Raw genomic sequence first — 25,872 nt, forward strand, 5'->3', positions numbered from 1 at the left:
CAAGCTGTATGTACGTGAGCTTGCTTTATGCTCATTAATGAAAAACCGCCGAATACTTTGGAGGTTATCTTTAGTGTATACCATTATTGTTATTTTTTCCAAAGTCATGTTTATTATTTTTTGTGGCATTGTCTATTACACGATCCTCTGATAACAGCCTAGACACAGTAACAATTTGTAAATTTTTATCTTTGATACCTTGTATTAATTGATCCATTGCCTGTGCCGTTGACGCAGTTGGATGCATTAAAATCATCGAGCCGTTGTCAACTTTGTTTAAAACTCTGTTTAACAAAACATCCGGCGAAGGCTTTTGCCAATCAATTGTATCAACTGTCCACATAACAGTGCCAAGATTCTCTTCAGCTGCAATTTGTACCGTCTGATTGCGGTAGCTTCCGCTAGGTGGTGCAAACCACTCCACATCTTTTTCAGTTGTTGCCTCAATGACTTCATTTGTTTTTCTAATTTCTTCTCTTGATTTTTGCGCTGAAATCACTTTCATATCCGGATGAGTATAAGAGTGATTGCCCACTTCATGTCCTGCCGATACAATCATTTTGGCTAATTCCGGATTGTTTTGCGTCCATCTTCCTTCTAAAAAAAAGCTTGCTGAAACATTATGTGCTTTTAATGTAGCAAGCATATCAGGCAGAAATTCGTTCCCCCAGGCTACATTTATAATAAAACTTACCATCGGCTTATCCGGATGCCCCCGATAAATTGGGCTCGGAGATAAATCACTCAAATGAACATTAGGCTTCACCTGATGATAAACAAGTTTACTTTCATCAAACTTTTTACCTTTTTTCATTTTCTTATATGATTCATCTATATCGACCTGTAAGCCGTTAAGTCCTGGTATCGCCTTCCATACACGGTCAATCACTGCATCTTGTGCAGGAATTTCGTATTCCGGCGCCTTTTCGCTAATTTCGTTATATAATGCATCTACCTTTTTATCTACTGTCACCGATTCTGACATTAGCATAGATAAATATTGGCTTGTAAGTGGATTGTATACAATTAAAAAACCGCACGCTACCATTAAAAATAAATGAATAAGCTTTTTCATCAATTAAGCCTCCTTCATATACAGATTATGAAGGTTCGGGACAAGGTAGAACATATGAAAAAACTTATTCATATTTTTAGCTAACTATGTAAAAAGCCAGGGGACCCCCTGACTTTCATTGCCTACGATTAAACATAGGTATATTATTTTTCTGCTTTTTCTTTTTGTTCACGCTGCTCTTTTAAAACAGCCTTTCTCGAAAGGTTGACACGTCCTTGCTTGTCGATCTCCGTTACTTTAACAAGTAATTCATCACCAATCGAAACGACATCTTCCACCTTACCGATCCTCTCTTCAGCAAGTTCAGAAATGTGAACTAGGCCATCTTTACCATTGAAAATTTCAACGAAAGCACCGAATTTTTCAATACGCTTAACTTTTCCTAAATACATTTGTCCGACTTCTACTTCACGAACAATATCTTCAATGATTTTCTTCGCTTTTTGGTTCATTTCTTCATCAACAGATGAAATGAATACTGTTCCATCTTGCTCGATGTCAATTTTCACGCCAGTTTCTTCAATGATTTTATTGATTTGTTTACCGCTTGGTCCAATAACGTCACGAATTTTATCTGGATTAATAGACATCATTAAGATTTTCGGAGCATATTGAGAAAGCTGTTTACTTGGTGCATCAATCGTAGCAAGCATTGAATCAAGGATTTGCATACGTCCCGTTTTCGCTTGCTGTAAAGCTTCTTCTAAAATTTCACGAGATAAGCCCTCGATTTTTATATCCATTTGCAGGGCAGTAACACCTTTAGCTGTACCTGCTACTTTAAAATCCATATCTCCTAAATGATCTTCCATGCCTTGAATATCAGTTAAGATTGAATAGTAATCACCAGTTTTAATTAGACCCATAGCAATTCCTGCAACTGGTGCTTTAATTGGAACACCTGCATGCATCATCGCAAGCGTACTGGCACAAATACTCGCTTGAGAAGTAGACCCGTTTGATTCAAGCACCTCAGATACTAGGCGGATGGTATACGGAAAATCCTTTTCTGAAGGAATAATCGGCTCTAACGCGCGTTCTCCAAGTGCACCGTGTCCAATTTCACGACGGCCTGGGCCTCTCATTGGACCAGTTTCACCTACACTAAAGTTAGGGAAATTATAATGATGCATAAAGCGTTTTTCTTCTTCGATGCCAAGCCCATCAAGGATTTGCACATCACCAAGTGCACCTAAAGTACAAATGCTTAGCGCCTGTGTTTGACCGCGAGTGAATAATCCGGATCCATGTGTACGCGGAAGAAGGCCTACTTCGGAATATAGCGGACGAATGATGTCTAAACCACGACCATCCGGACGAACTTTATCCTCGGTAATCAAGCGGCGAACTTCGCCTTTAACAATTTTATCAAGCACTTGCTTCACTTGTTTAGTTAAATCTTCATCTGCTTCCTGCTCTTCATAATGAGCAAGCACTTTATCTTTTACTGCTTTAATAGCCGCTTCACGCGCATGTTTTTCCTGAACTTGAATGGCAGGAATCATATCATTTTCACACATACCACGAACTTCAGCTTCGATTTGGGCATCGATTTGATAGAGAACAATCTCCATCTTTTCTTTGCCGATTTCTTCTGCAATTTTTTCTTGGAAAGAAATTAAGCGTTTAATTTCTTCATGACCAAACATAATTGCTTCTAGCATTGTTTCTTCCGGCACCTCATCAGCACCAGCTTCTACCATGTTGATTGCATCTTTTGTCCCGGCTACAACCAAGTGGATATCACTTTTCTCCGCCTGATCTACTGACGGATTAATAATGAATGCACCATCAATCCTTCCAACAGTTACACCTGCAATAGGACCGCCGAATGGAATATCCGAAACGCTTAACGCAAGAGATGAGCCAAACATTGCTGCCATTTCAGAAGAGCAATCTTGATCAACACTCATGACCATGCTAACGACTTGAACATCGTTTCTAAAGCCATCTGCAAACAAAGGACGAATTGGACGGTCAATTAAACGGCTCGCCAATATTGCCTTCTCACTTGGACGTCCTTCACGCTTGATGAAGCCTCCTGGAATTTTCCCTACAGCATATAAGCGTTCCTCATAATTTACTGTTAAAGGAAAGAAATCTAAATTTTTCGGTTCCTTTGATGCTGTCGCTGTACTTAACACAGCCGTATCGCCATAGCGAACCAATACAGCACCATTGGCTTGTTTAGCAAGCTGGCCAATCTCTACTGTCAGTTTGCGACCAGCCCAATCTATGCTATAGACATGCTTATCTTGTCCCATATTTGTACCCCTCTCTACCATTTCACTTACAAGGAAGGTATCCTTCCTAAATCATCTATCATTAAGAAAGCGCTGAAGCTAGCCATTTTCCCAACAAAGGTTTAAACGCTTATCTTAAAAAAGCAAAATGCTATTATTAATCAATTTTTAAATACCTCTATAGTATGCACAATTTTTCCAATATATAAAATAACAATACTTGCTTATGTATAGAAAAGATAATTTTAGGCTAATAAAAAAGCGGGAAAAAATCCCGCTTCTTTAAATAAGAAAACTTTTTCAAGCTTCTTATTATCGACGTAAACCAAGCTTATTGATTAACTCACGGTAACGTTGTACATCTTTGTTACGAAGATAAGTTAATAGGTTACGACGTTTACCTACCATTTTCAATAGACCACGACGTGAGTGGTGATCTTTCTTATGAGTACGTAAATGATCGTTCAAATTGTTGATTTCTTCTGTAAGGACAGCGATTTGAACTTCTGGAGATCCAGTGTCACTCTCATGAGTTCTGAACTCATTGATTAGTTCATTTTTACGTTCTTTAGTGATTGCCATCCGATTCACCTCCTAAAATTTCAATCCCCTGTTACTGAGCAAGCGTCGGTGACTCGACTTGCCAAGCAAAGGTTCATAAATCGATACGTTTATAAGAATACAACGATTTGCGACAAAATGCAAGACTAAACCTTGTTTTTTTCAAAATATTGCTGGGCTGACGCTTTATCCTTTGTAATTTGAGCAACCAGCTCCTCAATACCATTAAACTTTCGTTCGCTGCGCAAGTGCTGGTGCCATTCTACAATAACCTCTTCACCATAAATATCCTCGTCAAAATCAAAGATATTTACTTCTACAGAAGGCTTCTCCAAGTTGTCGTGAAATGTTGGTTTATACCCTAAATTACACACACCTTCACGCCACTCATTGCGAACGAAGATTTTAACCGCATATACACCAACTGGAGGAATGATAAAGGCAGCATTAGGCTGTACATTTGCAGTGGGAAATCCAAGCTTTCTGCCTCGCTGATCCCCCTGGACAACTATACCAGCCAAGGAATAGAATCGTCCAAGCAAAGCTGGAATATGTTCTACTTGACCATCACGAATATAGCGCCTAATGAGTGTGGAGCTGACTTTTTCCTCACCTTTTTTCAGCTTTGGAACAGTCGTATAAGTAAACTGATTACGTGAATGGTGCGGCAATGTCTCCATCGTACCCTTACCCATCCGACCATAGGAATAATCAAATCCAGCTGTTACATGCTTTACATTCAAATCAATAACATACTGATCGATAAATTCTTGTGGTAATAATTGAGCAAATTCCTTCGAAAAGTGGATGATAAATAAATAATCAATCCCTAATTGTGAAACGATTTTAATTTTTTCGTTGATTGGTGTAATATACTCTATTTCCCCTACATTTTTCCCTAGTACGACAGAAGGGTGCGGATCAAAAGTCATTACAGCACTTTTTAAACCTAAGCGGGCGGCTTCTTCCTTGGCTCTTAGCATAACTTTTTGATGTCCTAAATGAACGCCATCAAAAAAGCCGAGCGCCATTGATAATGGAGGAAGATCATCCTTGTTTAATTGATGGGGATGTTGAATCTTAATAACTTCCATGATGATTCACCTTTTTTTATTGTTTAGCAAAAGTGTTAAAAATGAACAAACACTCTAATGCTTCATAAATTAATCAATCGCTAGAACCTTTGTCGGCTTCATCAATCCAGGCTTGCTCGGATGATGAATATACAGTGCCAAGGCTTTATGATTTTCCGATTCAATCATAATCGGACCTTCAATCTCTTTTAATTGCTCAGGTATGCTAATAACAGCACCATTTTTTACTTTCTCTGCTACTTTATCATTTATTTGATATTTCGGCAAATGAGAAATCCCTAATTCTAGAGGCATAAGCACTTGATCCATTGATTCATCGACCATATGTTTTTCAATCTGTTCGAACGTGAAACAATCGTCTAATGAGAACGACGCCGACCTTGTTCTTATCAGTTCTGACATATGTGCCGGATAACCTAATGCCTGTCCAATCATAACAGCTAAGGTTCGAATATATGTCCCTTTACTGCAAGTGACGCGAAAGCGAAATTTGATTGTTTCACCTGTAAAGATTGCGCGGTCGTCAAGCAGCTGCAGCTCATATATATTGACTTTCCTTGTTGGCCTTTCCACTTCGATGCCCTGCCTTGCATACTCATACAGCTTTTTACCCCTTACCTTGACTGCGGAATACATCGGCGGAGTCTGTTCAATTGTTCCAACAAATGATTTAAGCACTGATTCAATTTGTTCTCTTGTGAATGATTGATTCACTTTCTTTTGTTCAACAATATCACCTGAAGCATCTTCAGTTGTCGTTGTCCACCCAAGTGTAACTTCCCCTTCATACTGCTTTCCTGCGTCTGTAATATACTCTGCAACTTTAGTTGCCCTTCCAATACAAATCGGCAGAACGCCAGTCACATCAGGATCCAATGTACCTGTATGACCAATTCTCTTCATTTTCAATATTTTGCGCAGCCTAAATACACAATCATGCGAAGTCATTCCCTTAGGCTTTAATAACGGGATAATTCCTTCCACAGGATAAACCTCCTATAAGAAAAGCGCAGGCACGTTGCTCATCACCGTACGAACTGGCAGGTCATCGATATTGAGATATAGGAAGGAGATACCTGTAGTTTGATTGGCGGTAGACGCCTGAGCTAGACATTATTCAAAATTAAACGATTTCTTTTTATTTTCAAGAATAGTGCAGACGCCTTACAAACTGTAAGGACATCGACAAAGCTATAGGAAACACGAAGTGCGTGTGCGATTTCATTTGACTAGTTGCTAGCGTGATGATTCGCAGTTGTTTGGTGGTAGACGCATTGGCTAAGACCCATTATAAATTTCTATACCAATGTGGGCGTCATAAAAAAGGATAGACATTAGTCTATCCTTCCAGCTTATTCATCTTTATCTTTTGACTGTTCTTCATCCTGTATTTGATGGAGCAATGATTCAATTCGATTTCCGTAATCAATCGATTCATCAAATTCAAATAGAATTTCCGGTGTTTTACGCAATCTGATCCTTTGACCAATTTCGGAACGGATAAAGCCTTTTGCTTTAGCCAATCCTCTAAGCGTATTTTCCCTTTGTTCTTCATCACCTAAAACAGAGATAAAAACAGTAGCCTGTTGAAGATCGCCTGTCACTTGTACATCGGTTACCGTTACAAAGCCAATGCGTGGGTCTTTGATTTTTCGGCCGATGATTTCACCAAGCTCTTTTTTCATTTGTTCTCCAACTCTGTTCGATCTAAGGCTCATTTTTTACACCTCTTTTTTAAAGCCATTCTATGTCAGTAATTGTCCGTTCAATTTCTGGAAATGAATCGATCAGCTTTAAAGCATTTTGCAATTCCAATTCTGTTGATTGCTTGGAAGAGGAGACTGCCACAATGGCAATCTTTGTTCTCTGCCAAGTATCTTGAAATTCAACCTCTGCTGCAGAAATATTGAACCTTTGTTTGAGACGAGACAAAATACGCTGTAGAACAGCCCGTTTTTCTTTTAATGAATGAGAATCATATATGATGCATTCACAGGCTGCTAGCCCAATAATCATTTACGCTCAATCTCTTCCATTACATAAGCTTCTATGACGTCGCCTTCCTTTACGTCATTATAGTTTTTAATTGTAATACCGCATTCGTATCCTGTTGCTACTTCCTTCGCATCGTCCTTGAAGCGTTTTAGCGCATCAATTTCTCCTTCGAAAATAACAACGCCATCACGAATCAGGCGAATTCCGCTGTCTCTCGTAATTTTACCTTCAGTAACATATGAGCCTGCGATCGTACCAATTTTAGAAACTTTAAACGTTTGGCGAACTTCAGCTTGCCCAATAATTTTCTCTTCAAATTCAGGGTCAAGCATCCCTTTCATTGCCAATTCGATTTCTTCAATTACGTTATAAATAATTCTATGCAGGCGGATATCAACATCTTCAGCATCTGCAGCACGCTTTGCATTGTTATCAGGTCGGACGTTGAATCCAATAACAATCGCATTAAATGCTGCCGCTAATGTAATATCTGATTCATTGATTGCTCCTGCACCAGTATGAAGAATTCGGACTTTAACACCTTCTACATCAATTTTATTTAATGCAGAAGTTAAAGCCTCAGCAGAACCTTGAACATCCGCTTTAACTACGATATTTAAGTCTTTCATTTCCCCTTGCTTCATATGTTCAAACAAATTATCCAAGCTTACTCTTGTTTTTTCAGAACGCTGTGCTTGAAGTGCCAATTGCGCTCTTGCTTCCCCTACTTGACGAGCTGTCTTTTCATCATCTAGGACGGCAAAACGATCTCCTGCTTGTGGAACTTCGTTTAAACCAGTGATTTCTACCGGTGTGGAAGGACCAGCCACTTTCACACGACGGCCAAGGTCATTTACCATTGCACGTACGCGGCCAAAAGTGTTACCTACAACAATTGGGTCACCAACTTTTAGAGTACCGTTTTGAACTAATAATGTTGCGACGGAGCCGCGGCCTTTGTCTAATTGTGCTTCGATAACTGTTCCAACTGCATTGCGGTTAGGATTTGCTTTATATTCCTCTACTTCACTTACAAGCAGGATCATTTCAAGCAGTTCATCTATTCCTTCCCCTTTAATAGCAGAAAGAGGTACAAAGATTGTTTCCCCGCCCCAAGCTTCTGGAATTAATCCGTGTTCCGTTAATTCCTGCATGACGCGATCAGGATTAGCGGCTTCTTTATCCATTTTATTGACTGCAACGATAATTGGTACCTCAGCTGCTTTCGCATGGTTAATCGCCTCAATTGTTTGTGGCATTACACCATCATCAGCTGCAACAACAAGGATAGTGATATCTGTGATTTTAGCACCACGTGCACGCATCGTTGTAAATGCAGCATGTCCTGGCGTATCTAGGAATGTAATTTTCTTGCCGTTATCTTCAACTTGATAAGCGCCAATATGCTGCGTAATTCCTCCGGCTTCACCGGCTGTTACTTTTGTATGTCTGATTGAATCCAGTAACGTCGTTTTACCATGGTCAACATGTCCCATGATTGTAACAACTGAAGGACGTTCAACTAATTCAGCATTATCATCTTCAGTGAAGTATACTTCTAAATCAGTTGTATCGATTGCGATTTCCTCTTCAACCTCAACGCCGTATTCTCCAGCGATAAGTTCGATTGAGTCTTTATCAAGGTCCTGGTTAATCGTAGCCATAACACCAAGCATGAATAGTTTTTTAATGATTTCTGACGGCTCACGATGAAGCTTCTTCGCTAGCTCCGCTACTGTTAAAGATTCTGTAAATGTAATTTTAGCTGGCAGCTCTTTTACTTTTTTAGGAGCAGGTGGCGCTGCTGGTGCTTGCTGCTGCTTCCCTTTATTTTTATTCTTATTATTTTTGTTTTTATTATTTTGATTAAAGCTGCCTTTATTATTCTTGTTAAAAGGCTTGTTTTGTCCGCCAGGCTTGTTGCCTGCTGGTTTAGCGTTTCCGCCTTTATTTGGAGCGGACGTTTTATCTCCAGCTTTTACATTTTTGTTACCACTGTTATTTGGCTGTTGATTTTGCTTTTGCGGTTGTTTATCTTCTTGTTTGTTGTAGATGCCGTCAAGCTTTGTAACTGCATCCGGTTCAATTGTTGTCATATGATTTGAAACCTCGATATTCATGTCTTTTAATTTGGTAATTACGTCTTTACTAGAAATGTTATGCTTCTTAGCATATTCGTAAACGCGTATTTTACTCATGTTTTCACCCCCGCTAGAATTAATCGAGCAACGTCAACAGCTTTTTTGCAAATCCATCATCTAATATTGCTACTACTACCCGCGCTTCCTTACCTATGGCATTACCTAGAACTTCACGGTTTTCAACAATTTTATAAGGAACTCGATATGATTTACATTTATCTGTCACTTTTTTTGCTGTATTAGCAGATGCATCTGCTGACAGCAAAATGAGCTTCGCTTTACCGTTTCTAATTTCCTTAACAGCAAGCTCTTCACCCGAAGTGATTTTCCGTGCCCGATTGGCCAAGCCAAGCAATGACATCCACTTATTCGTATTCATATGGAACGTCATTTCTCCTTCTCTATAAGCTGTAATAGCTCTTCATAAATCGAATCATCGATGGATACATCTAAATGATTTGCTAAAATATTTTTTTTCTTAGCAAGTAAAACGGCTTCCTTGCTTTTTGTGAGGTATGCACCGCGTCCCGATTTCTTGCCTGTTAAATCTACAGAAACTTCCCCTTCTTTAGAACGAACGATCCGAACAAGCTCCTTCTTAGGCATCATTTCACCTGTAGCCACACATTTGCGCAAAGGTATTTTTTTCCGTTGGTTCACCATCCATCACCCCTTATTCCTTATCTTCAGGGAATGTATATTCAACCTCTTGGTCCTCATCATCATCACTGAAGCTTAGAAGCGGCTCTTCATCACGAGGAAAGATTCCGGATTCTCTTGCTTCTGTTTCAGATTTTATGTCGATCTTCCATCCGGTTAATTTTGCAGCTAATCTAGCATTTTGACCACGTTTACCAATTGCCAATGACAATTGATAGTCAGGAACAATGACTGTAGTCGCCTTATCTTCTTCATTTACAATTACATCCAGTACTTTAGAAGGACTTAACGCATTTGCAACAAAGACAACAGGATCAGCAGACCACTTAACGATATCTATTTTTTCGCCTTTTAGTTCATTAACAACCGCTTGAACACGAGAACCTTTAGGTCCTACACAAGAACCGACTGGATCTACTTCAGGATTATCGGAATGAACAGAAATTTTTGATCTGTCTCCTGCTTCACGTGCAACTGACTTCAATTCAACAGTACCATCATAGATTTCCGGCACTTCAATTTCAAATAATCGTTTCAATAAACCAGGATGCGTTCTTGAAACAAATATTTGTGGTCCTTTAGTCGTTTTTTCAACCTTTGTTAAGAATACTTTAATTCTATCATGGGGACGATACTGCTCATTCGGCATTTGTTCGTTCACTGGTAAAATCGCTTCTATTTTCCCTAAGCTGACATAAATGAACTTCGGATCCTGGCGCTGAACAATACCGGTCATAATATCTTCTTCACGATCGATAAATTCAGAATAAATGATTCCTCTTTCAGCTTCCCGAACACGCTGTGTGACAACCTGCTTTGCTGTTTGTGCAGCAATACGGCCGAAATCCTTCGGTGTTACTTCCATTTCGACAATATCTTCTACTACATAATTAGGATTTATCTTTTGTGCATCTTCCACAGAAATTTCCAGTCTAGGATCAAACACTTCGTCCACAACTTCTTTGCGGGCAAATACTTTCATTGTTCCGCTGCCTAAATTTAAATCAATGCGTACATTCTGTGCTTGATTGAAGTTTCTGCGGTAGGCTGACACAAGAGCCGCTTCGATTGCTTCGATAATCACATCTCGTGAAATGCCTTTTTCTTTCTCAAGCAATACTAGAGCATCTAATAATTCACTGCTCATGAGATTTTTATCCCCCTTTAATTAAAATACAATTGGTACGTAAATATACTTCTCTTCTTATGAAAAAACCACGGCTAACCGTGCGTTGGCAATTTTACCATAAGGAATTTGAACTGTTTTCTTCCTGGTTTTTATCTGCATGTCAACAGTCACAGTTTTGCCATCAAATGCTGTTAAGACACCTTCAAAAGTTTTCTCACCATCAATCGGTTCATACGTTTTAATAAATACATTTTTGCCGACTGCTTTTACAAAATCCTGCTCTTTTTTAAGAGGGCGTTCTGCTCCCGGTGAAGAGACCTCAAGGAAATAGTTATACGGAATAGGATCAACTTCGTCAAGCTTTTCACTTAAACGCTCACTGACCATTCCACACTCCTCAATATCAACGCCAGAGTCCTTGTCAATAAAGACGCGAAGGAACCATTCTTTTCCTTCTTTGACGTATTCAATATCAACTAATTCCAGTTGAAGATCGCTTAATATAGGGGTGACTAATTGTTCCACCACTTCAGTCACTTTGCTCATCATATCCCTCCTTTTTCCATCATGTCTACATTCTGCTTAGTTGTCATTAATAGCAGCCACTTCATCATCAGGTGGCATGCTTTCTTATAGCATCTACCGGATATCCAATTTTACCAACAAATTCCGTGAACAAGACGAAAGAGTGGGTTTCCCCACTCTTGTTTGCGAAGTTATCCGTAGTATTTCCAATAAAACTATACCATAACCATTTTTTTAATGCAAATGGAATAGCTGTAAAAAGGATAACAGCAAGGCATTGCTCTCCTCTACACAAAGGTGTAAAGTGGGGCAAACTGAAAGGTGCTTTACTCTTTTGATAGATTGGCTTGGATCATCAGACAAGAAGCATTAATGAAGGGGGTTTCTGCGGCTTCAGTTATATATCGGTTTTATGTCAGTGTACATGCTCTTTTAGTGCCTTCACGGAGTTAAACGTATTATATCTCTGTGTACACCCTTATTTTTAGCCTCTTCACGGAGACTATATTTTTGTCTGTTAGGCCGCTCAGCTTCAGCCCCTTCACGAAGATAGATCACATATATCTCCGTAACCGTTTTTTACTTTAATTAGAAATACTGCGAACAAATCTTTTTTCTAAAGCTACATTTAATATAGGCAGGATTTTTCTAGCTGTTGAAAAAAATACGCAAACCGTGTTTTGAGCGCACACTAGAGAAATTTTAAAAAACAATGCACTTCCATCTTGATGAGGAAGCGCATTGTCCTTGACTTTTGCTCTATTACGAATAGTTTAAAATAAGCTTAGCTGATTTTGGTCTGGAAGAGCTTCCAGACAGCCATGATTATCGAGGTATTCGATAATTGTTTTAGATACTTTCCCTCGCTGCTGCAAATCTTCCTTCGATAAAAACTCGCCTTCTTCTCTAGCTTTAACAATGTTGAAAGCCGCGTTTGTGCCGAGACCTGGGATTGAATTAAATGGCGGTATTAAAGAGTTGCCGTCAATGATAAATTCATTGGCGCTAGACTGATATAAATCTACTTTCTTAAATGTATAGCCGCGCTCATTCATCTCCAACGCTAGTTCCATTACAGTTAATAAGTTTTTCTCTTTTGTTGAAGCATCTAGGCCTTTGCTATTGATTTCATCAATTTTTGCGCGAATGGCCTGTGCTCCCTTTACCATAGCGTCAATATCAAAATCCTCTGCACGAACCGTGAAGTAGGCAGCATAATACATGAGCGGGTGATGCACTTTGAAATAGGCAATCCTGACAGCCATTAATACATACGCCGCCGCATGGGCTTTCGGGAACATATATTTGATCTTTAAGCAGGAATCAATGTACCATTCAGGCACTTCATTCTTTCTCATTTCCGCTTCCATTTCCTCAGTCAGCCCTTTACCTTTACGGACCGATTCCATTATCTTAAACGCAAAAGCAGGTTCTAGACCCTGATAAATGAGGTAGACCATAATATCATCACGACAGCCAATTACTTCACTCAAGGTACAAATACTGTTATGGATAAGTTCTTGTGCATTTCCAAGCCATACATCCGTTCCATGCGAGAGTCCGGAAATTTGTACTAGCTCTGAAAAGGTTGTTGGTTTTGTATCCTCAAGCATTTGCCGCACGAAACGGGTACCAAATTCAGGAATCCCAAAGGTACCTGTTTTACACATGATTTGCTCTTCTGTTACACCAAGAGATTCTGTGCCGCTAAAGATCTTCATTACTTCTGGATCATCTGTCGGAATCGTTTTTGGATCAATTCCGCTTAAATCTTGAAGCATTCTAATAACAGTTGGATCATCGTGGCCAAGAATATCTAGTTTAAGGACATTATCATGAATAGAATGGAAATCAAAGTGGGTCGTTTTCCATTCTGAATTTCGGTCATCCGCAGGGAACTGTATCGGTGAAAAATCGTAAATATCCATATAATCTGGAACAACAATAATACCGCCTGGATGCTGACCAGTTGTTCGTTTTACACCAGTACACCCTGATGCCAGACGATCAATTTCCGCTCCTCTAATTTGCAGGTTGTTATCCTGCTGATATGCTTTCACATAACCATAAGCCGTTTTATCAGCGACCGTACCAATCGTACCGGCACGGTAAACATACTCCTCGCCAAACAGCACCTTTGTATAATTGTGCGCGCGCGGCTGATATTCACCAGAGAAGTTCAAATCTATATCGGGAACTTTGTCACCTTTAAATCCTAGGAACGTTTCAAACGGTATATCGTGTCCATCTTTACGATAGTGCTGTCCACAATTTGGACAGTCCTTATCAGGCAAATCAAAGCCTGATCCGACTGAGCCATCATTAAAGAATTCGGAATGCTTGCAATCTGGGCATACATAGTGCGGCGGCAATGGGTTCACCTCCGTGATTTCTGTCATAGTCGCAACTAATGACGAACCGACAGACCCCCTTGAGCCTACAAGATAGCCATCATTTAAAGATTTTTTTACGAGCTTATGTGAGATAAGATAAATAACTGCAAACCCATGGCCAATAATACTCTTTAATTCCTTTTCCAATCTAGCTTCAACAATTTCTGGAAGATCATCGCCATATATGCTTTTGGCCATATTGTAGCTCATAGAACGCATTTCTTCATCAGCGCCTTCAATTTTCGGCGTATAAAGATCGTCCTTAATTGGTTTTATGACATCTATCATATCAGCGATTTTATTAGTATTATCTACGACAATCTGCTTTGCTTTTTCCTTCCCCAGAAAAGAAAATGCATCGAGCATTTCATTGGTTGTTCTAAAATGGACATCAGGCAAGTTATGCCGATTGAGCGGATTGGCTCCACCTTGAGAATTGACTAGTATTTTACGGTGAATTTTATCGGTCGGATTTAAATAATGAACATTTCCCGTAGCTGCTACTGGAATTTCAAGCTTTTCTCCTAATTTAACTAGATTTGAAATAATTTCTTCTAATGCTTTTTCATCTCTTACAAGTTCAAGCTCCAATAGATGGGCATATACTTCTTTTGGCTGAACTTCAATGTAATCATAGAATGAAGCAATCTCCTCAACCTCTTCAGGTGATTTTTGCATCATTCCTTCAAACACTTCCCCTTTATCGCATGCCGATCCAATAAGAAGCCCTTCGCGATGCTTTTGCAATACTGAACGCGGGATTCTTGGGACGCGATAAAAATATTCGAGATGTGAAATTGAAACGAGTTTAAACAGATTTTTTAGACCTGCTTCAGTTTGGGCAAGGATGATGCAATGAGATGGCCTTGCACGTTGATACGCATTGCCTTGTCCCATATTGTCATTAAACTGGTCATGATATTCAATCCCAGCCTCTCCAGCATCCTTTAACATTTTCAATAATAAATAGCCTGTCGCTTCAGCATCGTAGATGGCACGGTGATGCTGTGTTAATTCAACATCAAACTTTTTCGCAAGCGTATTGAGACGATGATTTTTCATTTGAGGATACAAAAATCTGGCCAATTCCAGTGTATCAATTACTGGATTTGTTGCTTTACCTAAACCAATTTTCTTATAGCCAACATTTAAGAACCCCATATCAAAAGATGCATTATGGGCGACAAGAACACTATCTTCTGCCCAATCATAGAACTTCTTTAAAACATCTCCAACCTCAGGTGCATTCTCAACTAGGTCATCTGTAATGCCTGTCAAGTTTATCGTTGTTGCTGATAATGGATGATGAGGGTTTGCAAATGATTCAAAGCGGTCTATAATTTCACCGTCATAGATTTTGACTGCTGCAAGCTCAATAATCGTATCATAAACAGCTGATAACCCCGTTGTTTCAACATCAAATACAACATAAGTATCTTCTGTTACTTTTCTGTGTGCATCATTATAAGCAATGGGCACGCCATCATCAATAAGATTCGCCTCTACACCATATAATATTTTTACACCGTTTTTCTTTCCCGCATTGAATGCTTCAGGAAATGATTGTGCACCGGCATGGTCAGTAATGGCAATCGCCTTATGTCCCCACTTTTTCGCTTGAGCAACAAGTGAACTTACCGGGCTGACGGCATCCATCTGGCTCATTGGTGTGTGAAGATGCAGCTCAACTCTTTTCTCATCTTCAGGTGCCGTGTCCTTTCTTCCAATTGGCTTTATTTCATTTAGATCATTGCCAATCATTACGAGATCACGAACAAAAGTATCGTTTTGAATACTGCCCCGCACTTTAAGCCACATACCTTTATTTACGAGCTGGAAAAGTGCCGCATCCTCTTTATCCCTTGAAAACATTTTGACTAAAATTGAACTTGTATAGTCGGTAATTTTAAAAGTAAGTAGGGTTCTGCCGCTGCGAAGTTCTTTTGTTTCTGCAAAGAATACGTATCCTTCAATCGCTACTCTTCGTTCTTCATCAACGATATCTATTAATTTACGATAATCGGCATCGTCTTTAATTGTTAGCCCAACTGTAAGCGGACCTTGCAGCACAGGAGCATCATTATTTTCAGCTTCAAGCGCCTTCTTCTCCATCTCAATTGCTGCTTGTAATCCTCGTTCATGATCCTCTTTCCGCTTCGCTTCCAAAAACTTCTCATATTCTTCATTGGAAGCATCTGCAGAAACTTCTGTTTCAACCAATAATGAAGGGAAGCCAAATGCTTGAAAACTATTGGAAATTAATTCAGTATATTTATTTTTAATTGAACGGCCTTCCATATCATTTCTAACTGATATGATTAATTTATTCCCCTTCACTGTAGGAATTTGTTCATTTAATAACTTGAGCATTGGGGGAGATATCCCTTGTAGCTCTTTTATGCAATGATGCCAGTAATCTAAAACAAGCTGTTCATCATACTGTTGATCTGCCGCTGTTATCGTAAACGAGGTTCTGGCGATATGCGAGAACGTTTTTTCAAGCTGTGCAGAAAAACGATGCAGCACATTACATGGTAAAATTCGTTGCAACTTAAATATGAAATGCCATTTCTTTTCTTTTTTTTCAATTAACACTTTATCAATTTGTGCCTGTTCGAAATGTTGAACAACTGCATCTTCTGTTAGCTGCAGCTGCTGGAGCAAGAGCTGGAATCGTTCTTTCTTTCCACTTTCTTCACTCATCTACTCTCTCCTCCTTCAAAAAATTCTTCTTAGCGTGTCATGCGCATAAGCTCAGCGCCATAAGTATACCATCTGCCCGATTCCTGCCATAATTCTGCCGGCTGCAATGCCGGCATAAGCAATTCAACTGCGCCGATATTATCTAATTCTTCTCTCACAATTTTTTCAATATTATGTAACACTCTTTTAGCCATCGGAAGATAGCTATAAACCCCGCTTGCATTCTGTCTCACATAGCCCGCTCTTAATAATAACTGATGGCTTCTAATTTCTGCATCTGCCGGGTTTTCTCTTAGTGTAGGAATAAGCGTCATACTCTGTTTCATTTATAAGCACCCCTAATGATTGTTTTTCAATATCAAGGCTCAGGAGCCGACTTAAGAAAAAGAGAGCCCTGAGCCTTATCATATATTCATTTTATTGAATATAGCGAGTGTACCGTTATGCCTTTTACAGGAAGAATCTTTGAATATCATTCCAAGTAACTACGAGCATAAGCAGCATTAACAGCGCAAATCCTATAAAGTGAACCATTCCTTCCTTTTGACGGTCAATCGGTTTCCCTCTAATTCCTTCAATCGCAAAGAACATGAGTCTGCCGCCATCTAGCGCAGGAATTGGTAAAAGGTTCATAATTCCAAGGTTAATGCTGAGAACGCCCGCCCATTTCATTAAGTAAAATATACCTGATTGAGCAACTGTGTCAACAGAAACATATATTCCTACCGGTCCTGAAAGTGCATCAATGGTAAATTGACCAGACAGAAGCTTACCGAGAATAATAAATATTTCTTTAGTCCAAAGATAAGTCTCTTCAGCACCATACACAACTGCCTTAAGTGGATTTTTCTCCATTGGACTATAAACACCTATGACACCAATATTTTCTCCATCTTCCACCTCTTGAACTTTAGGCGTGACAGGAATTGATAATTCCTCTCCGTTCCGTTCAATTTGAAAATCAAGTTCATTTTCAGGATTTTGGCGGATAATTTCAACTACATCCTGCCAGCTCGATATTTCTGCGCCTTCGACACTATGGACGATATCCCCTTCTTTTAATCCCGCATGAATGGCCGCACCATCCTCAGTTAACTGACCTAACTCAGGTTCATTTGAAGGCATCCCTTGTAAAATCGCAATGATGACAAATACAACGAAAGCGAGAACAAAGTTCATCATCGGACCTGCAAAGATGGCCATTGTTCTTTGCCATAATGTTTTGGAAGCAAATTGGCGGTCATACGGTGCAATGAGCGTCTCTGCCCCATCCTCAACAAGCACTGCACGACGATTAACAGGGAAGGTTTCAAGGCGATCCTCTTCCTCGCCTTCCACATAACCTTTGATGACGAGTTCATGCTCAATATCCGCATACTCGACTTCAACAATTCGTGCATTTGGGTGCTTATCCTTATTATTTAAAATAATTTTCTCTACTTCATTATTGCTGTTTAAAATCAGACCAATTCGATAACCCGGTTTAATTTCAACCATCTCAGGGTCTTCTCCAGCCATTCTTACATAACCGCCGATAGGTAATAACCGGATAGTATATAGAGTATCATTCTTCGTAAAAGAAAATACTTTTGGGCCCATGCCAATGGCAAACTCTCGGCATAATATTCCTGCTCTTTTAGCAAAGATTAAATGTCCTAATTCATGAAAAAAAACAAGTGCCCCAAAAATAATTATAAAGGCTATAACTGTACTCAAGATTTAACCACCTTTTTTCAGGTTTAATAAGAAAAGCGCAAGCATAGGCGATAAGAGGAGGTATGCGCTGGCGCTTGACATTTTTTCTAACTATAAAATTTTATACTTTCTTTGCCTTTTAGGAGAACTTGGTATTTGCTCGCCCCTAGCGGCAAATTTCCAAGTTTTATTTATGCGATAATAAGATTCTACTTCTTAATGTACAATTTAATTTAACTTTAACTTCCAAATCTGCTGAATAAAAAATCCTGATGCTATAGGAGTGAGTTAATATACTTTCTTGTTTCCTCATCAATTGCCTGTATATCTGATAATTCAGGATGCTTAATGGTTTGATGTCTTTCCAAGGCACTTTCTATTAAATCTTCAATCTTTAAAAAGGAGATTTTCCCTTCTAGGAATGCCGCCACCGCTGCTTCATTCGCTGCATTTAAAACTGCCGGCATAGAGCCTCCTGCTTTACCTGCTTCATAAGCAAATTTCAGGCAACGGAATCTCTCGAAATCCATTTCTTTAAAATGAAGCTTGCCTATCTGTGCTAGATTTAAACGATTAGCAGACGGGAGAGGCAGCCTGTCCGGATAAGTTAACGCATATTGAATTGGAACTCTCATATCCGGTGTACCTAACTGAGCAATGACACTGCTATCATGGAATTCCACCATTGAATGAATAATACTTTCATTATGTAGAAGAACATCAATTTTTTCATACGGCAATGAGAAAAGCCAATGCGCCTCTATTACTTCTAACCCTTTGTTCATCATCGATGCAGAATCAATCGTTATTTTTGCTCCCATCGACCAGTTTGGATGATTCAACGCTTCCGCAACTGTTACGTTTTCTAAATCAGCTCTTGACTGATCCCTAAAGCTGCCACCGGAAGCAGTCAATATGAGCCGGTCAATATTTTTTTCTTTCTCACCTTGTAGTGCTTGAAAGATAGCAGAATGCTCACTATCAACAGGCAATAACTGCACATTATTTTCCTTTGCAGCATCCATGACAAGATGTCCTGCTGTAACTAGTGTCTCTTTATTCGCAATTGCTATCGTTTTCTTGTCTTCAATCGCTTGAAGAGTCGGCTCTAATCCTACACGGCCAAGTACAGCATTTACAACAATGTCTGAGCGATGATAGACCGCTACTTCAGTCAGGCCAAGTTGTCCATATGTAAATGATATGCCTGGAAATTCAGCTTTAAGCATATCTGCTGAACTTTTTTCACCAACTGAGACTAGCTCAGGCTGAAAATCAATAATTATTTTTCGCGCCAAATCAATATTTCTTCCAACTGAAAAGGCAGCTAACTTAAATTCCTCTGGGTGCTCTTTAATAACATCTAAAGTTTGCGTCCCGATGGAACCTGATGCGCCCAATAAGCTTATATATTTCATATTATTCATCTCCTCAAAATCACAACACCACTAATTTAAAAATTCAAGCGAATCGCGTTGAACCTTTCATTTTGCATCAAACAAACTGTAATAAATGCAGCAGCGGCCAAACAAACAGCAAACTGTCAAACCGATCTAAAACACCGCCATGTCCAGGAAGAAGCTTCCCTGAATCCTTGACACCATAATGGCGTTTGAACGCAGATTCTGCTAAATCACCAATTTGTCCGAAAACAGATAGTACTATCGTAATGAGCGTAATTTGAAGAATAGATTCACCCAAGTCTGTTAGTAATCCAAACAAAATAGCAACAACTATAGCACAAACGACACCGCCTATGCTGCCTTCAACCGTTTTATTCGGGCTAATTTCCGGCCATAGCTTTCTTTTGCCAAGCGACTTGCCAACGAAGTATGCCCCTGAGTCTGTAGCCCAAATAATAAATAATGAATAAAAAATTAAAGTAAGTCCATTTTCAGCATCTCTTGTTTCGTAAAAATAATGAAAGCCCAGCCCTATATATATAATGGAAAGGAGCATAAAAGCGATATCATCATATGTAAAGCGATTTTTCGATACGACCGAATATGTAAGTAATAAGAGAACTCCGACAAGTAATATGTCTGTCTTGTCCATCTCTAGACTGCTAAAAATATTCTCATATTGCTCCACCGGCATAATTAACAGCCATAATATTAATAGTGAAAGAATGCCGGGAATTGAAAAAATATTCATTTTTTTCATTCTCAATAATTCATACAGTGCAACTGTGCCTAAAAAATAAGCAAGGAGCATAAGAGGCCACCCGCCAAATATAACTAGCGGGAGCAGTACGGCTACAAAAATAATCGCTGTAATAATTCTCTGTTTCATTCTAGTTCAACACCTTTATTAAACTCCTCCAAAACGTCGTTGACGCTTTTGGAATACTTCTACTGCCTCGACAAAATGCTCCTCGTTAAAATCAGGCCATAATACATCTGTAAACCAAAATTCAGAATATGCAAGCTGCCACAGCATAAAATTACTTAATCTAATTTCGCCACTTGTTCTTATAAGAAGGTCTGGATCATTCATTCCATTCGTCATTAAATAGGAGGAGAAGACCTCTTCAGTTAATTGTTCTTCATCTATTATACCACTCTTGCTGTCTGTTAAGACATGCTTAACAGCTTCAAGAATTTCCGCACGGCTGCCATAATTCATTGCAAAGTTTAGAACTAATCCATCGTTCTCTTTCGTTGCATCTATCGCTTTTTCAATTGCCGTTAAAGTAAATTTAGGTAATATTTCTTTATTCCCCATCATCCTTACTTGCACGTTTTCTTCAATTAATTCCGGCAAGAAAGTACCTAGAAACTCTTCAGGCAGTTTCATTAAAAAATCCACTTCCAATTTTGGTCTTTTCCAATTCTCAGTTGAAAAAGCGTACAATGTTAGTGTCTTTACGCCAAGTTTATTTGCAAATCTTGTTACTCTTCTTACAACCTTCATCCCTTCGTGGTGCCCTGCAACCCTCGGCAATGAGCGTTTACTAGCCCATCTGCCATTCCCATCCATTATGATAGCAACATGCGCAGGTATCGGCTGCTGCTTGAGTTTTTCGATTGTGTCTTGGAGATTGGAAGATTCGCTGTTATTCTTCCAAAGCTTCATTTTATCAAACATTTGTATACTCCTTTAAATAGGCTGCATTTATTCCTCTTTACGTATTTTTAATAAGGAGGCGTGTTGAAGCATGCCCGTCAACTATTAATGAACATAATTTCCATAAGTTCATTAAAAACAGTGTGATTCTAATCAGTTACTTTTCATTATAGGTAGAAAAAGCCAATCTATCAATAACTTTCCGTAAGCAAACGCTTAGCACCCATTCTCTAACTACTTTAAGCTGGATAGAAATTTTCCCAGTATATTAAACGATGATTGTTCAAAATCGCTTATTAATAAATTTCCCCTGCCTTTTTTAACTATTTTTCGCATGATAATATCATACCAAAAAAACAATGTGATAGCTTCAAAAAACATTTAAGTTAGTGATTAAAATTAGCTTTAACATCATTTTCACCTATAATAAAAGATTTCATATCAAAATGTCATGATTTATTAATAAAATGTTTTGCATGAAGAAAAAAGAATATAAAAGAATCATTCCATGCCGCTTCTTTACTGTCCCATATTGTAAAAAAACCCCCTATGTGTATAGAGGGTTTTTAAATATCAAACTCACACTTCAAGAATTTCTTTTTCTTTATCTTTTGTAATGCTATCAATTTTTGAAATATATTCATCTGTTGTTTTTTGGATATCATCGGAATATCCACGCAAGTCATCTTCGGTAATTTCGCCATTCTTTTCAAGCTTTTTCAAATCATCGTTACCATCACGACGAATGTTACGAACAGCAACTTTTGCTTCTTCTGATTCTTTTTTCACAACTTTAACAAGTTCCTTACGGCGCTCTTCAGTTAGTTGCGGAATCGATAAACGGATTAGGTTACCATCACTTGTTGGTGTTAAACCGATATCAGATTTCAGAATCGCTTTTTCAATATCTGCTAAAACAGTCTTATCATATGGTTGAATAACAAGTAAACGCGCTTCAGGAACAGATACACCAGCAAGCTGATTAATCGGTGTCGGTGCTCCATAGTAATCTACTGTGATTCTATCTAATAGTGATGCATTTGCTTTTCCAGCACGAATGCTTGCTAATTCGCGAGTATAAGCTTGAATTGCTTTAGTCATTCTTTCCTTTACGTTTGCAATGATCGTTTGTGGCATTAGTTTTTCCCCCTTACGATTGTTCCGATTGGCTCGCCCAATACAGCGCGGTTAATATTTCCCTGCTCCATAATAGAGAAGACAATTAGTGGTATATTATTATCCATACATAAAGAAGATGCAGTTGAATCCATTACTTGCAGACCCTCTTTTATCACATCTAAGTAAGATAATTCATCATATTTAACAGCATTTTTATCGATACGCGGATCAGCTGAATACACGCCATCTACGTTATTTTTAGCCATTAATATAACTTCTGCTTCAATTTCAGCTGCACGCAATGCAGCAGTAGTATCAGTTGAGAAATATGGATTTCCAGTGCCAGCCGCGAAGATTACCACTCGTTTTTTCTCGAGATGGCGTATCGCTTTTCTTCGAATATACGGTTCTGCAACCTGTCTCATTTCTATTGATGTTTGTACTCTCGTTTCAATGCCAAGCTGCTCAAGGCTGTCTTGCAGGGCCAAGGAATTCATAACAGTCGCAAGCATCCCCATATAATCTGCGTTTGCTCGGTCCATCCCCATCTCTTCTCCAATTTTACCACGCCAAATATTGCCTCCGCCAACTACAACAGCAACTTCAACGTCGAGTTCAGCTAAATCTTTCACTTGATTAGCAACTGATTTAATGACTGATGGGTTAATACCAAATCCTTGCTCTCCTGCTAAAGCCTCACCACTTAATTTTAAGACAACTCTTTTATATTTAGGGCTGCTCATAAGAACCTCCAAAAGTAAGATAAAAGCTGTCAGCATACCTATAAACTGGATATGCTGAAAGCTTATTTTACTATATTTCGATTTTTTCTTGAAAACAGGGAACACACTGTGTTCCCTGAAGGATAATCTATTTAGCTAAGATAAATTATTTTTTAACTTGGTTCATTACTTCTTCAGCGAAGTTATCTTCACGTTTTTCGATTCCTTCTCCAACTTCAAAACGAACGAACTCACGGATTTTTCCGCCTTTAGAAGCAACGAATTTACCCACTTTTTCATCTGGATTTTTAACGAAAGCTTGATCGTTTACACAAACATCTTCGAAATATTTGCTTAAGCGGCCTTCAACCATTTTTTCAACGATTTTTTCAGGTTTGCCTTCGTTTAATGCTTGTTGTTTAAGAACTTGACGCTCGCGTTCTACTTCTTCAGCAGAAACTTCGTCACGAGATACATATTTAGGGTTTAGTGCAGCGATATGCATAGAAACATCTTTAGCTGCTTCTTCATCAGTTGTTCCTTCAAGAACTGTAAGAACGCCAATACGTCCGCCCATGTGAAGGTATGCACCGAAAGCATCATTATCAGTTTTTGTTTTTATTTCAAAGCGACGAAGTGTAAGTTTTTCACCAATTTTAGCAATTGCAGAGTTGATATGAGTTTCAACAGTAGCACCATTGCTCATTGTTCCAGCTACAGCTTCTTCGATAGAAGCAGGCTTAGTGCTTAATAAGTGGTCAGCTAATTCTTGTACTAAAGTTTGGAAACCTTCGTTTTTCGCAACGAAATCAGTTTCTGAGTTTACTTCAAGAATTACCGCTTCATTGCCATCAACTTTAATTGTTGCTAAACCTTCAGCAGCAATACGATCGCCTTTTTTAGCAGCTTTTGCGATTCCTTTTTCACGAAGGAAGTCAATCGCTTTTTCCATATCACCGTCTACTTCTTGAAGTGCTTTTTTACAATCCATCATTCCAGCACCTGTTTTTTCACGTAATTCTTTTACCATTTGTGCAGTAATTGCCATTATGGAATCCTCCTTATAATCGAGTATGTAATGATCGTCTTCATCATTTTATTTTAGAAAAACTGGCGTTTGCCAAGCCTTTCGGTAAACTCAAGCGATATTTTACCTAGTATCCATATTATTAACCAGATCTATTCGCTTTAATGTAATAACAAAGTTCAGCATGTTGATTAGTTAATCAAAAACAAATTTTATTTTCACAGCAGCTTCGCCTATGAATACAAATTGTTTAGTTTTTCCTTTAAAAAAAGGTGATAAAGGGTGCTCCCTATTATCACCTTTTAAATTACGCTTTTCACTTACGCAGTTGTTACTTCTTCACCTTGTTTAGCTTCAAGAATAGCATCAGCCATTTTACCAGTTAAAAGTTTAACCGCACGAATCGCGTCGTCATTTGCAGGGATTACTACATCAATTTCATCAGGATCACAGTTAGTATCAACGATACCTACGATCGGGATGTTTAATTTATGTGCTTCTGCAACAGCAATGCGCTCTTTACGAGGATCAATGATAAATAATGCATCAGGAAGAGCTTTCATATCTTTGATTCCGCCTAAGAATTTCTCCAAGCGCTCTTGTTCTTTTTTCAATTGAACTACTTCTTTTTTAGGAAGCACTTCGAAAGTTCCATCTTCAGACATTCTTTCGATATCTTTTAAACGTGCAATACGTTTTTGGATTGTTTCAAAGTTTGTTAAAGTTCCGCCCAACCAACGTTGGTTAACATAGTACATACCAGAACGGATTGCTTCTTCTTTAACAGAATCTTGTGCTTGTTTTTTAGTTCCTACGAAAAGAACTGTTCCGCCGTTACCAGCAAGCTCTTTTACGAAGTTGTAAGCTTCCTCAACCTTTTTAACTGTTTTTTGAAGGTCGATGATGTAGATGCCGTTACGCTCTGTGAAAATATATTTTTTCATTTTTGGATTCCAACGGCGAGTTTGGTGTCCGAAATGTACACCAGCTTCAAGCAATTGTTTCATTGAAATTACTGACATGTGAATTTCCTCCTAATGGTTTTTAGTTTCCTCCGCTCACATCATCTTCAGCTGGTAACTGTATAACAGCACCATCCAGCTAAATCAATAAGCGTGTGTATTAACACCATTTGTTAATATAGCATATCTAGCGAATGTAGGCAAGTTTTTATGTTTAAATTTGCCGAAACTTTAATAGAAGTTCTATTTCTGTTTCGCCTTTATTCAATTTTTTTGCGATTTCAGTAATAGACAATCCTTCAGATTGTAAAAGAACAGCCTGATTTAATAAACTCGATTCTGTCACTTTATCGACAATTTTATCGGTAGATATTCCTTGATCTTGTCCGTTTTGATTTTCCCCATCCTTATCACTTCTTGTACTTTTCCTATAAGCATCAACTGCTTGCAATGTTTTTGCTTTATCTAAATTTATTTCAAAGGGAAGTTCTTCGTTCTTTGCCTCTTCAGCGAGTTCATCTTCAGCAGCATTGTCACGCGGCTTGATTCTATCTAGAAATGCATCATTTTCTTCTTTCATTTCAACCATAAAATGAGAAAGCATTTCCTCCATCATCTCAATGTTTCTTTCCTGTGTTTTCTCCGCCTCTAATAGCCGATTCTGCCTCAAATATAAAAGCAAAATCGCTGCAAACGCTAAAATATTTAATATAAGGCTTATAGTAAGTAAAAAGCTGCTCATCCTATCCCTCTATCCGTTGC

The 25,872-nt window shown here is 38.7% G+C and carries 22 protein-coding genes and 1 pseudogene; all 23 read right to left on the reverse strand.

Annotated features, from left to right (window positions below; translation table 11 throughout):
* Positions 1–70: 70 nt before the first annotated feature.
* Positions 71–1,075 carry a polysaccharide deacetylase family protein gene (locus CWS20_RS02545; RefSeq protein ID WP_066197205.1) on the reverse strand — a complete coding sequence of 335 codons (1,005 nt, stop codon included), beginning with the start codon at positions 1,073–1,075 and terminating at the stop codon, positions 71–73.
* A 143-nt stretch (positions 1,076–1,218) separates the two neighbouring features.
* Complete coding sequence (gene pnp / locus CWS20_RS02550; RefSeq protein WP_066197203.1) at positions 1,219–3,339, reverse strand: polyribonucleotide nucleotidyltransferase; 2,121 nt, start codon at positions 3,337–3,339, stop codon at positions 1,219–1,221.
* 291 nt (positions 3,340–3,630) lie between these two features.
* Positions 3,631–3,900: a 30S ribosomal protein S15 gene (gene rpsO / locus CWS20_RS02555; RefSeq protein ID WP_066197201.1), complete on the reverse strand. Its 270-nt coding sequence runs from the start codon at positions 3,898–3,900 to the stop codon at positions 3,631–3,633.
* 125 nt (positions 3,901–4,025) lie between these two features.
* The gene (gene ribF / locus CWS20_RS02560) at positions 4,026–4,973 is read right to left on the reverse strand and encodes a bifunctional riboflavin kinase/FAD synthetase (RefSeq protein WP_066197199.1); all 948 of its coding nucleotides are present in this window, start codon (positions 4,971–4,973) and stop codon (positions 4,026–4,028) included.
* Positions 4,974–5,042: 69 nt separating this feature from the next.
* On the reverse strand, positions 5,043–5,957 hold the full coding sequence (truB, locus tag CWS20_RS02565) for a tRNA pseudouridine(55) synthase TruB (RefSeq protein ID WP_066197197.1): 915 nt from the start codon (positions 5,955–5,957) through the stop codon (positions 5,043–5,045).
* Positions 5,958–6,325: 368 nt separating this feature from the next.
* Positions 6,326–6,691, reverse strand: a complete 366-nt coding sequence (gene rbfA, locus CWS20_RS02570; protein ID WP_066197195.1) for a 30S ribosome-binding factor RbfA — start codon at positions 6,689–6,691, stop codon at positions 6,326–6,328.
* A gap of 16 nt (positions 6,692–6,707) precedes the next feature.
* The gene (locus CWS20_RS02575) at positions 6,708–6,989 is read right to left on the reverse strand and encodes a DUF503 domain-containing protein (RefSeq protein WP_066197193.1); all 282 of its coding nucleotides are present in this window, start codon (positions 6,987–6,989) and stop codon (positions 6,708–6,710) included.
* On the reverse strand, positions 6,986–9,166 hold the full coding sequence (gene infB / locus CWS20_RS02580; RefSeq protein ID WP_066197191.1) for a translation initiation factor IF-2: 2,181 nt from the start codon (positions 9,164–9,166) through the stop codon (positions 6,986–6,988). Before infB ends, CWS20_RS02575 begins: the two co-directional genes overlap by 4 nt.
* A gap of 19 nt (positions 9,167–9,185) precedes the next feature.
* Entirely contained in the window at positions 9,186–9,488 is a 303-nt protein-coding gene (locus tag CWS20_RS02585) for a YlxQ family RNA-binding protein (protein WP_066201552.1), read from the reverse strand.
* Positions 9,489–9,496: 8 nt separating this feature from the next.
* Complete coding sequence (rnpM, locus tag CWS20_RS02590; protein ID WP_066201549.1) at positions 9,497–9,769, reverse strand: RNase P modulator RnpM; 273 nt, start codon at positions 9,767–9,769, stop codon at positions 9,497–9,499.
* 13 nt (positions 9,770–9,782) lie between these two features.
* Positions 9,783–10,916: a transcription termination factor NusA gene (gene nusA, locus CWS20_RS02595; protein WP_066197190.1), complete on the reverse strand. Its 1,134-nt coding sequence runs from the start codon at positions 10,914–10,916 to the stop codon at positions 9,783–9,785.
* A 57-nt stretch (positions 10,917–10,973) separates the two neighbouring features.
* On the reverse strand, positions 10,974–11,444 hold the full coding sequence (gene rimP / locus CWS20_RS02600) for a ribosome maturation factor RimP (RefSeq protein ID WP_066197188.1): 471 nt from the start codon (positions 11,442–11,444) through the stop codon (positions 10,974–10,976).
* Between the two features lie 752 nt (positions 11,445–12,196).
* Positions 12,197–16,519, reverse strand: a complete 4,323-nt coding sequence (locus CWS20_RS02605; RefSeq protein ID WP_066197187.1) for a PolC-type DNA polymerase III — start codon at positions 16,517–16,519, stop codon at positions 12,197–12,199.
* 38 nt (positions 16,520–16,557) lie between these two features.
* Positions 16,558–16,845, reverse strand: a pseudogene (locus CWS20_RS02610) (proline--tRNA ligase); the annotation flags it as partial.
* 124 nt (positions 16,846–16,969) lie between these two features.
* The gene (rseP, locus tag CWS20_RS02615; protein ID WP_066197183.1) at positions 16,970–18,235 is read right to left on the reverse strand and encodes an RIP metalloprotease RseP; all 1,266 of its coding nucleotides are present in this window, start codon (positions 18,233–18,235) and stop codon (positions 16,970–16,972) included.
* A gap of 254 nt (positions 18,236–18,489) precedes the next feature.
* Positions 18,490–19,632 carry a 1-deoxy-D-xylulose-5-phosphate reductoisomerase gene (locus CWS20_RS02620; protein WP_066197181.1) on the reverse strand — a complete coding sequence of 381 codons (1,143 nt, stop codon included), beginning with the start codon at positions 19,630–19,632 and terminating at the stop codon, positions 18,490–18,492.
* A 76-nt stretch (positions 19,633–19,708) separates the two neighbouring features.
* Positions 19,709–20,506 (reverse strand): phosphatidate cytidylyltransferase, encoded by a 798-nt coding sequence (locus tag CWS20_RS02625; protein ID WP_066197179.1) that lies wholly within the window; start codon positions 20,504–20,506, stop codon positions 19,709–19,711.
* 18 nt (positions 20,507–20,524) lie between these two features.
* Positions 20,525–21,301 carry an undecaprenyl pyrophosphate synthase gene (gene uppS / locus CWS20_RS02630; protein ID WP_066197177.1) on the reverse strand — a complete coding sequence of 259 codons (777 nt, stop codon included), beginning with the start codon at positions 21,299–21,301 and terminating at the stop codon, positions 20,525–20,527.
* 558 nt (positions 21,302–21,859) lie between these two features.
* On the reverse strand, positions 21,860–22,417 hold the full coding sequence (frr, locus tag CWS20_RS02635; protein ID WP_066197176.1) for a ribosome recycling factor: 558 nt from the start codon (positions 22,415–22,417) through the stop codon (positions 21,860–21,862).
* A complete protein-coding gene (gene pyrH, locus CWS20_RS02640) occupies positions 22,417–23,142 on the reverse strand; it encodes a UMP kinase (protein ID WP_066197175.1) in 726 nt (241 codons plus the stop codon). The genes frr and pyrH overlap by 1 nt, the downstream gene beginning before the upstream one ends.
* A 145-nt stretch (positions 23,143–23,287) precedes the next feature.
* Positions 23,288–24,169, reverse strand: a complete 882-nt coding sequence (tsf, locus tag CWS20_RS02645) for a translation elongation factor Ts (protein ID WP_066197173.1) — start codon at positions 24,167–24,169, stop codon at positions 23,288–23,290.
* 299 nt (positions 24,170–24,468) lie between these two features.
* Positions 24,469–25,170, reverse strand: coding sequence for a 30S ribosomal protein S2 (gene rpsB / locus CWS20_RS02650; RefSeq protein WP_066197171.1), 702 nt, complete (start codon positions 25,168–25,170; stop codon positions 24,469–24,471).
* A 154-nt stretch (positions 25,171–25,324) separates the two neighbouring features.
* Entirely contained in the window at positions 25,325–25,852 is a 528-nt protein-coding gene (locus tag CWS20_RS02655) for a hypothetical protein (protein WP_066197169.1), read from the reverse strand.
* Between the last annotated feature and the right edge of the window lie 20 nt (positions 25,853–25,872).

The organism is Cytobacillus horneckiae (assembly GCF_002835735.1).
GTDB classification, from domain to species: Bacteria; Bacillota; Bacilli; order Bacillales; family Cytobacillaceae; genus Cytobacillus; species Cytobacillus horneckiae.

Bases quoted from the DNA above. Each gene is read 5' to 3' on its own strand.
- tsf (WP_066197173.1), bottom strand. From the start codon at position 24,169: ATGGCAATTACTGCACAAATGGTAAAAGAATTACGTGAAAAAACAGGT.
- CWS20_RS02620 (WP_066197181.1), bottom strand. From the start codon at position 19,632: ATGAAATATATAAGCTTATTGGGCGCATCAGGTTCCATCGGGACGCAA.
- pyrH (WP_066197175.1), bottom strand. From the start codon at position 23,142: ATGAGCAGCCCTAAATATAAAAGAGTTGTCTTAAAATTAAGTGGTGAG.
- uppS (WP_066197177.1), bottom strand. From the start codon at position 21,301: ATGTTTGATAAAATGAAGCTTTGGAAGAATAACAGCGAATCTTCCAAT.
- rpsO (WP_066197201.1), bottom strand. From the start codon at position 3,900: ATGGCAATCACTAAAGAACGTAAAAATGAACTAATCAATGAGTTCAGA.
- rimP (WP_066197188.1), bottom strand. From the start codon at position 11,444: ATGAGCAAAGTGACTGAAGTGGTGGAACAATTAGTCACCCCTATATTA.
- CWS20_RS02575 (WP_066197193.1), bottom strand. From the start codon at position 6,989: ATGATTATTGGGCTAGCAGCCTGTGAATGCATCATATATGATTCTCAT.
- ribF (WP_066197199.1), bottom strand. From the start codon at position 4,973: ATGGAAGTTATTAAGATTCAACATCCCCATCAATTAAACAAGGATGAT.
- pnp (WP_066197203.1), bottom strand. From the start codon at position 3,339: ATGGGACAAGATAAGCATGTCTATAGCATAGATTGGGCTGGTCGCAAA.
- CWS20_RS02605 (WP_066197187.1), bottom strand. From the start codon at position 16,519: ATGAGTGAAGAAAGTGGAAAGAAAGAACGATTCCAGCTCTTGCTCCAG.
- infB (WP_066197191.1), bottom strand. From the start codon at position 9,166: ATGAGTAAAATACGCGTTTACGAATATGCTAAGAAGCATAACATTTCT.
- rpsB (WP_066197171.1), bottom strand. From the start codon at position 25,170: ATGTCAGTAATTTCAATGAAACAATTGCTTGAAGCTGGTGTACATTTC.
- frr (WP_066197176.1), bottom strand. From the start codon at position 22,417: ATGCCACAAACGATCATTGCAAACGTAAAGGAAAGAATGACTAAAGCA.
- CWS20_RS02585 (WP_066201552.1), bottom strand. From the start codon at position 9,488: ATGAATACGAATAAGTGGATGTCATTGCTTGGCTTGGCCAATCGGGCA.
- rbfA (WP_066197195.1), bottom strand. From the start codon at position 6,691: ATGAGCCTTAGATCGAACAGAGTTGGAGAACAAATGAAAAAAGAGCTT.
- CWS20_RS02545 (WP_066197205.1), bottom strand. From the start codon at position 1,075: ATGAAAAAGCTTATTCATTTATTTTTAATGGTAGCGTGCGGTTTTTTA.
- CWS20_RS02625 (WP_066197179.1), bottom strand. From the start codon at position 20,506: ATGAAACAGAGAATTATTACAGCGATTATTTTTGTAGCCGTACTGCTC.
- nusA (WP_066197190.1), bottom strand. From the start codon at position 10,916: ATGAGCAGTGAATTATTAGATGCTCTAGTATTGCTTGAGAAAGAAAAA.
- CWS20_RS02655 (WP_066197169.1), bottom strand. From the start codon at position 25,852: ATGAGCAGCTTTTTACTTACTATAAGCCTTATATTAAATATTTTAGCG.